Source organism: Syntrophorhabdaceae bacterium (assembly GCA_028713955.1).
Taxonomy (GTDB): domain Bacteria; phylum Desulfobacterota; class Syntrophorhabdia; order Syntrophorhabdales; family Syntrophorhabdaceae; genus UBA5609.
The window spans coordinates 1-12,494 of the sequence record JAQTNJ010000085.1; the positions used below are offsets into that span (position 1 = coordinate 1).

The 12,494-nt window shown below is 48.2% G+C and carries 12 protein-coding genes and 2 pseudogenes; 8 read left to right on the forward strand and 6 right to left on the reverse strand.

What is annotated here, in order from left to right:
• Both PHU49_08780 and PHU49_08785 read left to right on the forward strand, forming a co-directional pair.
• A partial coding sequence (locus PHU49_08780) for a glycosyltransferase family 4 protein (protein MDD5244099.1) occupies positions 1–1,262 on the forward strand: 1,262 nt, incomplete at its 5' end.
• Positions 1,263–1,287: 25 nt separating this feature from the next.
• On the forward strand, positions 1,288–1,857 hold the full coding sequence (locus PHU49_08785) for a hypothetical protein (GenBank protein ID MDD5244100.1): 570 nt from the start codon (positions 1,288–1,290) through the stop codon (positions 1,855–1,857).
• Here the strand turns inward: PHU49_08785 and PHU49_08790 are convergent.
• Positions 1,788–2,306: a methylated-DNA--[protein]-cysteine S-methyltransferase gene (locus PHU49_08790; GenBank protein ID MDD5244101.1), complete on the reverse strand. Its 519-nt coding sequence runs from the start codon at positions 2,304–2,306 to the stop codon at positions 1,788–1,790. The genes PHU49_08785 and PHU49_08790 overlap by 70 nt on opposite strands.
• A gap of 146 nt (positions 2,307–2,452) precedes the next feature.
• On the opposite strand from PHU49_08790, the gene PHU49_08795 reads away from it, so the two are divergent.
• Entirely contained in the window at positions 2,453–3,217 is a 765-nt protein-coding gene (locus PHU49_08795) for an MBL fold metallo-hydrolase (protein ID MDD5244102.1), read from the forward strand.
• Positions 3,218–3,541: 324 nt separating this feature from the next.
• Here the strand turns inward: PHU49_08795 and PHU49_08800 are convergent, their stop codons facing one another.
• From PHU49_08800 to PHU49_08810, 3 genes are read right to left on the reverse strand one after another with little or no spacing between them, the layout of a single operon-like run.
• Positions 3,542–4,420 carry an ATP-binding protein gene (locus tag PHU49_08800; GenBank protein MDD5244103.1) on the reverse strand — a complete coding sequence of 293 codons (879 nt, stop codon included), beginning with the start codon at positions 4,418–4,420 and terminating at the stop codon, positions 3,542–3,544.
• A gap of 2 nt (positions 4,421–4,422) precedes the next feature.
• On the reverse strand, positions 4,423–4,872 hold the full coding sequence (locus PHU49_08805; protein MDD5244104.1) for a hypothetical protein: 450 nt from the start codon (positions 4,870–4,872) through the stop codon (positions 4,423–4,425).
• Positions 4,869–5,645 carry an inositol monophosphatase family protein gene (locus PHU49_08810; protein MDD5244105.1) on the reverse strand — a complete coding sequence of 259 codons (777 nt, stop codon included), beginning with the start codon at positions 5,643–5,645 and terminating at the stop codon, positions 4,869–4,871. Before PHU49_08810 ends, PHU49_08805 begins: the two co-directional genes overlap by 4 nt.
• An 84-nt stretch (positions 5,646–5,729) precedes the next feature.
• Between PHU49_08810 and PHU49_08815 the strand changes: the two genes are divergently transcribed.
• The 5 genes from PHU49_08815 to PHU49_08835 all read left to right on the forward strand — a co-directional run bounded on the left by PHU49_08815 (position 5,730) and on the right by PHU49_08835 (position 10,434).
• Positions 5,730–6,707, forward strand: a complete 978-nt coding sequence (locus tag PHU49_08815; GenBank protein MDD5244106.1) for a hypothetical protein — start codon at positions 5,730–5,732, stop codon at positions 6,705–6,707.
• Between the two features lie 9 nt (positions 6,708–6,716).
• Entirely contained in the window at positions 6,717–6,947 is a 231-nt protein-coding gene (locus tag PHU49_08820) for a hypothetical protein (protein ID MDD5244107.1), read from the forward strand.
• 302 nt (positions 6,948–7,249) lie between these two features.
• Positions 7,250–9,337: an anaerobic ribonucleoside-triphosphate reductase gene (gene nrdD, locus PHU49_08825; protein ID MDD5244108.1), complete on the forward strand. Its 2,088-nt coding sequence runs from the start codon at positions 7,250–7,252 to the stop codon at positions 9,335–9,337.
• A gap of 64 nt (positions 9,338–9,401) precedes the next feature.
• The gene (locus PHU49_08830) at positions 9,402–9,665 is read left to right on the forward strand and encodes a thioredoxin family protein (GenBank protein ID MDD5244109.1); all 264 of its coding nucleotides are present in this window, start codon (positions 9,402–9,404) and stop codon (positions 9,663–9,665) included.
• Entirely contained in the window at positions 9,655–10,434 is a 780-nt protein-coding gene (locus PHU49_08835; GenBank protein ID MDD5244110.1) for an anaerobic ribonucleoside-triphosphate reductase activating protein, read from the forward strand. Before PHU49_08830 ends, PHU49_08835 begins: the two co-directional genes overlap by 11 nt.
• Before the next feature lie 75 nt (positions 10,435–10,509).
• Here the strand turns inward: PHU49_08835 and rpoD are convergent.
• Together rpoD and PHU49_08845 are read right to left on the reverse strand one after the other, a co-directional pair.
• A pseudogene (rpoD, locus tag PHU49_08840) lies at positions 10,510–11,214 on the reverse strand (RNA polymerase sigma factor RpoD).
• A 471-nt stretch (positions 11,215–11,685) separates the two neighbouring features.
• Positions 11,686–12,024, reverse strand: a pseudogene (locus PHU49_08845) (RNA polymerase sigma factor region1.1 domain-containing protein).
• Between the last annotated feature and the right edge of the window lie 470 nt (positions 12,025–12,494).

The following is a 12,494-nucleotide window of genomic DNA, read 5'->3' on the forward strand; positions in this document are numbered from 1 at the left end:
GTGCAGCCGCGGCATCTGCTAAGGATGGCTTTCCATATTTGAACGTTCTCATCATCCACCAGAATTTTCCCGGGCAGTTCAGACACCTTGCGAACTATTTTACCTCCTCGGCGGACAACAGGGTGGTAGGCATCTGCCAGCCCCAGGCGCCGGGTATCCGGGATCAACAGTTTTCCAGGGTACTTAAGAGCGTTTACAAACCCCACCGCAAACCTGTAAAAAACGGTCATTCTTACCTGACCAGGGTAGAAGCCGGCGTATTGAACGGACAAGGCGTTGCCCGGTGTCTTATTGATCTCAGGAAGAAAGGTTTTAAGCCTGACATAACCTTTGCCCACATTGGCTGGGGCGAGGTACTCTATTTTAAGGATGTCTTCCCCGATGTCCCGCTCATAGGACACTGTGAGTTCTACTATCACGGGAATGGAGCGGATGTCGACTTCGATCCTGAATTTCCGGCCACGATCGACGACCGCATGCGGATACGTACCTGGAACATGACCCAGCTTGCAAGCCTTGTCTCGATCGATGGCGGTATAAGCTCAACACGTTGGCAACGCAATCTTTACCCTTCCGAATTCCACAGGAAGATAGAGATCATCCATGAAGGCGTCAACACTGAAGTGGTAAAGCCGGACGGTAATCAACATCTCGTCCTGTCTGATGGCACAACGCTCACGAAGGACATGGAGGTCGTTACCTACACCGCGCGGGGGCTTGAACCTTACAGGGGGTTCCATATCTTCATGAAGGCGGTGGAAGAGATATGCCGGCGCCGGCCGCAATGTCATATTATCATCACCGGCGGCGATGAGGTACGATACGGCAAAAAATTGCCTGACGGCTTAAGTTACCGCGAGAAGCTGCTCAAAGAGGTAACGATCGATAAAAAACGCGTCCATTTTACGGGTCTTGTCCCTTATGAAACCCACCTCAAGACTTTGCAGATCTCTTCCGCCCATGTCTACCTCACTATCCCTTTCGTCCTCTCGTGGTCGATGATGGAGGCAATGGCCGCTCAGTGCGTCATTATAGGTTCGGCAACCCCTCCCGTTGAAGAGATCATTGAAGATGGCCGAAATGGATTATTATGTGATTTCTTTTCATCTCAGCAGATCGCTGATCGTGTGGATGAGGTATTCAACAATCCCGATCGGATGCGCCGCCTGAGAGAAGCGGCGCGGCGCGACATTATCGAACACTACGATGTGAAAAACAAGCTTGCCGAATATCAAAAACTGTGGCAAAGGCTTTTGCAGTAAGACCGGTATTATGTAAAGCCTCTGAATGGCGATAATATGGAAGAGGCTTAAGATATTGCGCAGGACAATACGCAGGTTGATCTGCAGGATCGCAATGCATCGATGCTGGGTAACCATTGCCATGATCGGCATCGGCTTATCTGTCTGCGTCCCCAATGCAACAGCGGATGAAAACTGGGAGTATATGGTATGGACGACCGAAGAGGACTACTGGTACGTAGGTCCCACAGTATCCTACGGATCGAGGGGACACATACAGAATGCCAAGACGTTCCTCAAGTTCGTACCGGGAAAAGGAAGTTCCACATACCTGAATATCAAAAAATTGCTGCAGCAGGACAGGGTGGACCCTGAACGATTTGAGTATTTTGTGGAAACGGCAGATGTAGATTGCAGGACCGGCACTTTTTCTGTTGCACGGATAATATTCTATGACAGCGATGATAGGGCATTTTGCGACACGCTGTTTCAACGGCCGAGGCAATACGCAGCCATGCCCGGCAGTCCCTACAGGGTAATAGCCGATTATCTATGCAGCCGCGGTAGTTCCACTTTTTCTATAGCGAGAAGTCTTCGTTTAATATTGACCCCTTGAGAGAAACCGCCTATCGAGCCATCTTCCCGGATGACCCTGTGGCATGGTATGATGATGGGGATGGGGTTCCTCTTCACCGCCTGCCCGATAGCCCGTGCGGCCATTGTGTACCCTATCTGCCTGCCCACCCAGAGGTAACTTCTTGCCTCGCCGTAAGGGATACCCTGAAGCACCCGGAGAACCTTTTGTGTAAACCGGGTCTCTGCCGAGACATCGACCGGGATATCAAAATCAACCTTCTGACCCCTTAAATACCTGTCGAGGAGAAGGCGGACCTTCTTAAAGGGTCTTTCTGTCCTCAGGCTTTCCGGATATCGTAAAGTCAGCGACCGTATGAGTTTATATTCGTCCTCCCCTTTCATCTCAAGGGCAATGAGCCTCCCATTTTTGGCAACTAAGCAGATATTACCCATGGACGATTCGTAGACGACGTATTCTATTAAATCCAATTTGACATACCTCAAGGGGTTCACTACAATAATACACAGTAGCACAAGCAGTACAGTTAGAAAAACTTAGTTCTCAGCAATACCGTTCATGTAAATCCTCAAGCAGGATATACTGACCCCTGAGACTACCACACAAGAGGTACGAAATGGAAGGTTTTATCAAATTTTTCGGAACCGGCGGGGCACGGTTTGTCGTCTCGAAACAACTGCGGGCAACAGGAGGCCTTTGGCTCCACTATAAAGAAACGAACCTCTATATCGATCCCGGTCCCGGCGCTTTGGTGCGTGTCCACGCAGCAAAAGAACGACCCGACCTCGTCGGCCTGGATGGGATCATCCTCACCCACAAACACCTCGACCACGCGAACGATGTCAACGTCCTGATCGAGGCCATGACAGACGGCGGCTTCAAAAAGCGGGGGATATTATTCTGCCCGCAGGACGCCATAGGAGAGGACGCTGTTGTATTCCAGTATGTCCGCCGGCATCTTGAAATGATAACCATACTCACAGAGAAAGGGCAATACTCGGTCAAGGATGTTGCCTTCAGCACCCCGGTCCGCCACAGGCACCCTGTGGAGACATACGGACTTATCTTTCACCTCAGCAAGACCATCGGGCTCATCACTGACACGAGGTTTTTCGAAGGCTTACCGGATCACTACCATGCAGATTGCCTCATCATCAATGTCCTCAGGTCAAAACCTTTAGGAAGCCACAATACCATTCAACACCTTGCCCTCGATGACGTGCGAAAGATCATTCTGGAGGCAAGACCACAGGTGGCAATCCTCACCCATTTCGGCATGAACATAATCCAGGAGAAACCGCACCTGCTTGCGCAAAAACTGCAGAAAGAGACGGGTGTCGAGGTTATCGCTGCCCGGGATGGGATGAAGTGGGAATTTTAACCCGTGAGGCGTGAATCGTAAGGCGTGAGGGGAGAAAGAAACAAGATTGAGTGAATCGTGAAATACAGGGTATACTGATGAGCATTAGTGCCGGGCTTTCCCGTAGCAAACCGTCGTGAGGCGAGGAAGCTCGGTCTTTTGCGAAGCAAAAGTTCCGAAGCCGAACGCGAGCGATTGGAGCCGCTGGAGCGAAATGAGCGTGTTTGCGGGGAAGAGTTCGGCACCGATGCTCTCTACGGTGACGTGTCCGGGTTTCACCTTTTACTTTTCACCTTTCACATTTTACGGTATCAATCGTTGATGGTTGGATGGCGATGGGCCCCTTCAGGAACTTAACGGCATGAGGAGTTTAAAGGTGCTGCCCTGGCCGGGAACTGACTCGACGCTGATATCCCCTTCATTTGCCTTCATGAGCCTTTTACAGATTGAAAGGCCGAGGCCTGTGCCCTCGCCTTTTGGCTTGGTGGTAAAAAAGGGGTCAAAGATCTTTGCTATATTTTCCGGTTCAATACCCCCACCGCTGTCGCTTACAGAGATGTAAGCGTTCTTGTCTTCGACACCGGACCGGATGTGTATTGTACCACCTTTTGGCATTGACTGCGCAGCGTTTATGATAATGTTCACCAGGGCCTGCTGGACGTGAATCTTGTCGACCATGACCGGCGGAACGTCCCTGCCCTTTTCTACGGAGACCTCGATGTTCTTGAATCTCGTGAGGTGGTGCTCCATGAAGAGGACCGTATCGTCTATGATCCCGTCAACCTCGACGCGCTCCTTTCTGGGTGTATCCATCCTCGAATACTCCAGGAGTTTTATCAGGACCGTGGACAGTCTTTCCGCTTCTTTTTCGATAAGCCTTGCGTATCTTTCGATCCTCTCTTTGTCTCCGGTTTTCAATATCCTCCCGGCAAACCCCTGTATGGAGATGAGAGGGTTTTTGATCTCATGAGCGATAGACCCGGCAAGCTCGCCGAGGGCAGACAGTTTGTTGGCCCTCACAAGCTCCTCTTCGAAGCTCTTGATCCTTTCATCGCGGAGCCTCAGGTCTTGTAATTTGGCCTTCAGTACTCCGTAGATGTCGCTCAGTTCCTTGATATTGGCCGCAAGAAGTTTGTTCCTCGCGAGAGATAAGCTGCTTGCCTCCTCGAGCGCTACCTCAAGCTCATGCTTCTGCTTCTCAAGTAATTTTATTTTCGATGCCATGATCAGTACAGGAAAATCTCAAATTCACAATAGCTGTATCCTGCGGACCAGCTTTTTGTCTGGGTCGATTTTGCCTTCTTCCTGAAGACCGTTTCGAGGAGACCCGCTATGATCCCGCTCTCCATATCACAGAACATCTCCCCGGTGTAGCCAAAACCTGCACAGGTAATACATTCATACAACTTGACGATCATGTGATCTTCATCGATGACAGTAACCTCGGCAATGCCCACCTTCAGTTCCTCTATCTTCTTCTTGAAATCTCCAAGATCCACAGCGCCCAGCATGGTCCCCACATTTTTACCCATCATGTATAACGTTGCCCCCGACGTCTCGCCGAGGAGGTTCCTGATCCCGATGATCCTCAGTATCCTGAAAAGCAGCAACGGAACGTCTTCACCAAGTTTTGGTCTTACTATGTTTTTTAATTCATCGATGGAATACTCTTTCATGTGTCCTCCCGCAAAACGTTCAGCAACGCAGCGTGAATGTTGCCGTTGGAGGCAACAATATCATCTTCATAGATATTGAGCTGCCTGCCGGTGAAATTAGAGATGGTCCCGCCAGCCTCTTCCACCATGAGACAGCCTGCCGCAATATCCCATGGGTTGAGTCTCAGCTCCCAGAAACCGTCGAACCTCCCGCAGGCAACGTAGGAGAGGTTCAGCGCGGCAGACCCATCACGTCTTATTGCCTGCGCCTTATAAAGAAATTTGATAAAGTGGTTGATGTTGTTATTCTCCGTTGTCGGGAGATCATAGGGGAAACCGGTGCTCAGCAAAGCGCCTTTCAGGGTCCCTATCTTCGATACAGAGATCCTTTTGTTGTTCAGGTATGCCCCCTCTCCTTTCCGGCAGGTAAAGAGTTCTTTAAAGATCGGATTATAGACCACGCCGGCCCTGACTACACCGGATTCTTCAAAGGCAATGGAGGTGCAGAAAAAGGGATAACCATGGGCATAATTCGTTGTACCATCAAGGGGGTCTATGATCCACCTGCGCGCATCGCCGTCATAACGGTTCGCCTTCTCTTCGCTGATGATCTCATCGTCCGGGAATCTCCCCCTGATGAGTTCTATAATACGCGTCTGGCAGGCAATATCGACATCGGTTACAAGGTTGATCTCTCCCTTGTAGCGTATGTCAAACTTCTTCTGAAAATATCTACGCTGTATCTTGCCGGATTCAAGGGCGCAATGGATCAGAAGTTCAAGGCGTTCATCCATGGATGTTATTGTAATAATCTCCCGGGGGATTTGCAAGGAAACAGTGCGTTGACAAAGTATTCTTTATGGTCTATGCTGTAAAAAGTGTCAGAACTCAGGAAAGATCCGGTATCCGGGAGCTGGGTCGTTGTCGGATACCACACAACAAAATCGAGCAGCACGGGTATCTGTCCTTTTTGCCCCGGCAACGAAAATCTAACCCCCAATTCAATCAGAGAATACAAGGACTCTCAGGGTAACTGGCTTGTCCGCTGCTTCCCCGCATCAAACCCCATATTCGTCATAGAGGTTGATGAGAACAAGAGGGCTGAGGGGATCTATGATAAGATGGGAAATGTCGGCGCCCACGAGATCATCATAGAAAACAGGTCTCATACAAAAACAATGTCCGGTTTCAGTGAACAGGAATTCCTGCTCCTGTTCGATATGTACAGAGACCGGATTGTAGACCTTAAACGGGACATGCGTTTCAAGCATATCCAGGTTTTTAAAAACCATGGCGAGCTCTCCGGTTCATACATCTTTCACCCTCATTCTCATGTCCTTGCAACACCGATAGTGCCTTCCGGGATCGCCCGGGAGATTACCAATGCAAGGAATCATTATCTTCAGAAAGAACGCTGTCTGTTATGCGATATCCTTAGCCAGGAGATGCGGCAAAATAAGCGGGTCGTGATGATGAACACGAACTTCATCGCCATATGCCCCTTTGCATCGAGGTTTCCTTATGAGGTATGGATTCTGCCGAGGTTTCATGCAGCAGACTTTGAACGCCTTACTACGGAAGGGATCAAAAAGGATTTCGCCCTGGCCATGCTTGACATTATGAAGCGCGTTGAAAAACTGGCCAATGCGTATACGTTTGTCTTTCACACATCTCCAAACATACCCAATGAGGTCATTCACGGTGAAGATATACCGATTCACGAATATTTCCACTGGTACATAGAGATACTTCCGAGAGATTTCCGATCCTCCAAGTACAAGAGGGAAGATGAGTTTCACGTTGTTTCCATCACACCGGAAGATGCTGCCGACGCGTTGAAATCACAAAACATATAAAGAGGATACATGAATAAAATACTGAACAGGATATTCTTTTGGTTTGTATTTGGAGTCTTTTTTACCCTGTCCATAGTCATGATTGTCTTTGGTATACTCTTTATCAGGGATGTCTATTACAGCCGGGCCGAGGTGGCTTTCGGATCATTAATCTTCGGGATCATCCTCCTCGTGGCAGGGGGAGGGTTACTTTCTTCTACCATTGCCGAGACCATACGAAAACTCTTACAACGAGATTAAACATTTCAACATAGTGCTAAATAAATAGTTATATCATTTAGTTACATAACAATGTTCACATAAGATTATTGTAAACTTGTCTAACCTATCCACAAGACCTGAAAAAATTTGTAACATCCTCAAAAAAAATATTTAAAAAATCCTTGACAAAAAGATAATCCCGCTGTTAAATAGCTACATATAGTAGACATATTTAGTGTCGATACTATATATAGTGGGGTGAGGGGTTGTTGGTGGGGTTGTTTTTCCGAAAGCAAAATTAAACAATTTTGAGCAATTTTGAACGTTAAAAGGGGGTATGAATGGAAACAACGGATCTTAATCTTTTTGTAAGGACTTCCGAAGAAAGTATAGCCGACTGGGACCGGTCAAAGATCGTTGATGCGCTGATACGGGAGACCTTAGTCGACCGTGATACCGCAAATGAAGTCAGCAAAGATGCTGAGCAGATGATACGGAAATCCGGCATCAAGGTCATTACGGCGCCTCTCATCAGGGAGCTTGTAAACGCAAAGCTGATCGAAAAAGGTCTGGAAAACACAAGGAAGATGCACACGAGACTCGGGATGCCCCTTTACGACGTGGATAGCCTTATCCTCCATCCAAATAAAGAAAACGCCAACGTACCCCATGGTCCTGAGGCAACAAACCTCACCCTTTCCGAGAACATCAAGAAGGAATACGCCCTCCTTTCCGTATTCTCGCAGGACGTTGCTGATGCCCACATGAACGGCGATATCCATCTCCATGACCTCGGTTTTATCGACAGGCCATACTGCAGCGGCCAGTCTCTTGAATACATCAAAAAATTTGGCCTCGACCTGCCCCACTCCCTCTCGATGGCAAAACCCGCAAAACACCCTGAGGTCCTCCTCGCCCACCTCGTCAAGTTCGCCGCTGCCCTCCAGAGCCATTTCGCCGGCGCAATCGGATGGGATGCCATCAACGTCTTCTTCGCCCCCTATTTGGAGGGCATGAGTGATGGCGATGTAAAACAGCTTGCCCAGATGCTTATATTCGAATTTTCACAGCAGGCCGTTGCCCGTGGCGGACAGGCCATCTTTACAGACATCAATATATACTGGGAGATACCGCAACACTTTGTCAATGTCCCTGCTATTGGTCCCGGAGGGAAATTCACCGGCAAGACCTACGGGGAATATGAGAAGGAAGCACAGAGATTCGCATGGGTACTCTTCGAGGTCTTTAAAGAAGGTGACGGGGCCGGACGACCCTTCTTCTTCCCGAAACCGCTTGTCCACATGACAGAGAAGTTCTTCCGCACCGAGGGCCATATGGATTTTCTCAACCTCATTTCAGATGTAGCAGCAGACAAAGGCAATACATACTATGTCTTCGACCGGGGTGAAACGGCGAAGATTTCCGAGTGCTGCCGTCTGAGCTTTAAGCTCGATGAAAAGGACCTCCTCGATGCAAAAGAACCGTGGAGGATGAGATACTGCGCCCTCCAGAATGTCTCCCTTAACCTTCCAAGGCTTGCCTACCTTGCGAAAAATGACGATACACAGTTGTTTAACCTCATTACAGAGCGGTTCGTCCTTGCCGTGAAGGCCCATAAAGAAAAAAGGGTCTTTATGGAGAAACTGCTTTCCCTCGGAGAGGACGGCCCGCTGGCGCTTCTTACGATGAACAGGGACGGGATGCCCTACCTGCGGTTTAACCTTGCCTCTCATCTCGTTGGCATGGTCGGTCTCAACGAACTGGTGCAGATCCACACCGGTGAAGAGATGCACGAGTCCAGACAAGCGCTGAAGTTCGGCATCAAGGTGATGGCCCATATGAACCTCCTGACAGATAAAATGAGGAGACAGGAGAACATGAAGATCGTTCTCGAACAGACACCTGCGGAAAGCACAAGTTACCGGTTTGCAAGGCTTGATATGAGGTACTTTTCACCGCTCTCGGGAAGGGTTGTCAAAGGTGACATCGCATCCGGCGAGATATACTACACGAATTCCACACACCTGAACGTTAAACAGGCCATGAATCCCATCGAGAGGGTCACGAACGAAGGTATCTTCCATCCGCTTATAGAGGCAGGCTCGATCTCCCATGTATGGCTCGGCGAGGCGCATCCATCGCGGGAGGCCGTTTCTGACTTTGTCATCAAGACATTCAAATATACAACGAATGACCAGATAGCCTTCTCTCCAGAGTTCACCACCTGCAACAAATGCCACCGGACCTCAAGAGGGCTTGCTGATACGTGCTCTTACTGCGGGTCCCTGGACGTCGACGGGATAACGAGGATCACCGGGTATTTTACCAAGGTCTCAAGCTGGAACAAAGGTAAACTGGGGGAATTGAAAGACAGGTACAGAAACATAGAATATTTCTCGGAGACAAAGAAGAAGGCGGTGAATGAATAACGTTTCTATAATTTGCTATGAGCCATGAGCTGTCAACTATGAACCAATAAAGGGAGGTAATATAATGGGGATCGTAAAAATTTTCTACAAAGATGACTGTCCGATGTGCCCGATGGCAAAAAGGTTGAAAGACAGTCTCCAGGAAAAAAACGTCGATGTAAATGACTTCAATGTAGGAACCCTGGAAGGACTTACCGAGGCCACTTATTATCGTGTCATGGCATTGCCGACGATCGTTGTTGAGGATGAAACAGAGAACTGGCTCGGTGAGTGGAGGGGAAACGTACCGAATATCGATGAGGTCCTGCATGTCGTGCATGGGACATAACATCCCCATCCGGGGCTTTCTGGAGACGAGCTTTATCGACTGGAAGGGTTGCCTTTCATCGGTAATCTTTACCGGCGGGTGCAACTTCAGGTGCCCTTTTTGCCATAATACCGATCTTGTCCTCCATTATGATACGATGGAAGAGATACCGCTGGAACACATTGTCCTCAACCTGAGAAAGTACAAAAAATGGGTGGACAAGGTCGTTATTACCGGCGGTGAACCAACGATCCATATGAATCTCTTTCACATCATCGGCCGGATAAGGTCAGAGGACATTAAGATCAAGCTCGATACAAACGGATCATCACCCTTTATGCTGAAAGGGCTCGTAAATGACGGGCTCATCGATTATGTCGCTATGGATGTCAAGGGGCCCATCGGCAGGTATAAGAGGTGGTGCGGCGTTGATGTAAACACGAACAACATTGAAGAGAGCATCCGGTTCATCCTCGAAGGAAAGGTGGATTATGAATTCAGGATGACTGTTGTGCCGTTCCTCCACCGTGAAGAAGACGTCTACGAGGTCGCAGAATATATCCGCCACGCAAAACGGTTTACGATCCAGGAATTCAGACCCCACAATACCCTCGATACATCATACGCAAACATCAAACCCTTCTCGCCGGATAAGATAGCGAAGATCCGGGAAACAGCGGAGCAGATCATGGCAGACAGCAGCGAACAACATACAGCTATCAGCCATCAGCAGTCAGCCATAAAGGAACAATCGGCGACAACGACTGCCTCTGCAACGTCTATAGAGTAGATAATCGAATATAAAAAAGGTGAGGCTGGTTCCCAGCCTCACCTTCTCATCGTCTGATCTTCGTAGTTTCTTTCTCTATTCCAGGAAGCTATCCAGTCTTTTTCTCCGTGACGGGTGTTTCAGTTTCCGTAATGCCTTTGCCTCGATCTGCCTGATGCGCTCGCGGGTCAGGCCAAAGACCTCGCCAACCTCCTCAAGGGTATAGTCGGTCTTCTCGCCGATACCAAGCCTCATCCTGATCACCTTTTCCTCTCTCGGGGTAAGGGTGGACAAAACCTTGTCGATCTCTTCTTTAAGGGAGATGCCGACAAGTTCATTGAATGGTGAGGGTGACTTGGGATCTGCAATAAAATCACCGAGCTTTGATTCATCGTCACCGATAGGGGTCTCGATAGAGATCGGCTCGTTTGAGACCTTCATGATCTTCCGTACCTTTTCAAGGGGCAAACCGGCCTTCAAAGATATCTCGTCAAGGTTTGGCTCCCTCCCCAGATCCTGGAAAAGGGATATGGTGACCTTCGTGATCTTGTTCATCGTTTCCAGCACATGGACGGGGACCCTGATCGTCCGCGCATAGTCTGCGATCGCCCTCGTGATAGCCTGGCGTATCCACCATGTAGAATAGGTGGAAAATTTGTATCCCTTCTGATAGTCATACTTTTCTGCCGCTTTCATGAGACCCATATTCCCTTCCTGTATGAGATCGAGGAAGGAGAGGCCCCTGTTGAGATACTTCTTTGCGATATTAATAACAAGCCTTAGATTTGCCTGGATAAGTCTGTTCTTTACTGTCTTGAGCCCATTTTCAATGGCCACGATCTCCATCAATCTTCTTTTGACCTTTTTCACCTCTCTGTCGTCCATGAACTTGAGCTGCCTGCCGATCTTCCTGATCACCTCTTCAAGGATCTTCTTGTTCAGATTGAGGTTGATAAGGGTCTCTTCCATCTTCAGTTCAACGGCCTTGAACTTCTTATCATATTGTTTTCTTGTGGCAGCATCGACGCCGGTCATCTTCCTGTGGAGTTCTTCCTTCTTCTCAAAAAGGTTCTTAACGCTATTTATGAGGGAGATGGTCTTTTTCTTGTATTTCTCTTCATCCTTCTTCGTATAGTTCATTTCATCAATGTTTTTAATAACATCGATAATGTTGATGGTCTCTTTTTTCAGTTGAGACGCCAGCTCCTGAAGCTCACGGACAGCATGGGGCAGATCAAAAAGAAGATTGCGTATCTTGCGCTCACCCTCTTCTATCTTTTTCGCTATCGTGTATTCTTCATCAGAGGTAAGTAATGACACCCTGCCGATATCCTTGAGATAGGCCCAGATGATATTATCTGTCCTTTCCGATGGAAATTTCTCTATCTCTCCCCATTCCTGGGATTCTTCTTCCGGTGTCTCTATCTTTTCTTTAATAGTTTCAACAATATCTATGTTCGACTCGGAGAGAAAATCGAAGATGTCTTCAATGTCTTCCGGTGAAAAGATGTTCTGCGGTAGGATATCGTTGATCTCGTCGGGGGTGAGAAAACCCTTTTCCATGCCTACATCGATTAAGTGTTTTATCTCGCTGAAATTTTTTATACTCATGTCTGGCTCCAAAACACAAAAAATGCCCTAATCAAATGATTGGAGGGCATCTTTGATTATGTTTCTCAGTTATCTATGTAATAAATATAACAATTCCCCGGTATTTTTGTCAAGCAGGTTTTTACAGAATCGTCTCAAGGTACGGTTTTTTTATCACCACATCCGGCAACAAACCGGTTTTACAGGTATTTACAGAATTGAAATAGTCCTGTTCTTATGATACATTACCTATTGACTTTCAAGCCTATGGATATCCGGGAACGATTGGAAAAAAGGGAAGAGTATATACTCTCTCCATTCGCACAGAAAAGCAGTCAGACAAGGGGCAGATTGAGACCAGAACCTGAATGCGACATACGGCCCGCATTCCAGCACGACAGGGACAGGATAACCCACAGCAAATCGTTCCGGAGACTGAAACACAAGACACAGGTTTTTCTCTCCCCTGCCGGCGACCATTACAGGACAAG

What these genes read in the sequence shown, in the direction of transcription:
- PHU49_08785 (MDD5244100.1), top strand. Translation starts at nt 1,288, where the DNA reads ATGGCGATAATATGGAAGAGGCTTAAGATATTGCGCAGGACAATACGC.
- PHU49_08795 (MDD5244102.1), top strand. Translation starts at nt 2,453, where the DNA reads ATGGAAGGTTTTATCAAATTTTTCGGAACCGGCGGGGCACGGTTTGTC.
- PHU49_08800 (MDD5244103.1), bottom strand. Translation starts at nt 4,420, where the DNA reads ATGGCATCGAAAATAAAATTACTTGAGAAGCAGAAGCATGAGCTTGAG.
- PHU49_08805 (MDD5244104.1), bottom strand. Translation starts at nt 4,872, where the DNA reads ATGAAAGAGTATTCCATCGATGAATTAAAAAACATAGTAAGACCAAAA.
- PHU49_08810 (MDD5244105.1), bottom strand. Translation starts at nt 5,645, where the DNA reads ATGGATGAACGCCTTGAACTTCTGATCCATTGCGCCCTTGAATCCGGC.
- PHU49_08820 (MDD5244107.1), top strand. Translation starts at nt 6,717, where the DNA reads ATGAATAAAATACTGAACAGGATATTCTTTTGGTTTGTATTTGGAGTC.
- nrdD (MDD5244108.1), top strand. Translation starts at nt 7,250, where the DNA reads ATGGAAACAACGGATCTTAATCTTTTTGTAAGGACTTCCGAAGAAAGT.
- PHU49_08830 (MDD5244109.1), top strand. Translation starts at nt 9,402, where the DNA reads ATGGGGATCGTAAAAATTTTCTACAAAGATGACTGTCCGATGTGCCCG.
- PHU49_08835 (MDD5244110.1), top strand. Translation starts at nt 9,655, where the DNA reads ATGGGACATAACATCCCCATCCGGGGCTTTCTGGAGACGAGCTTTATC.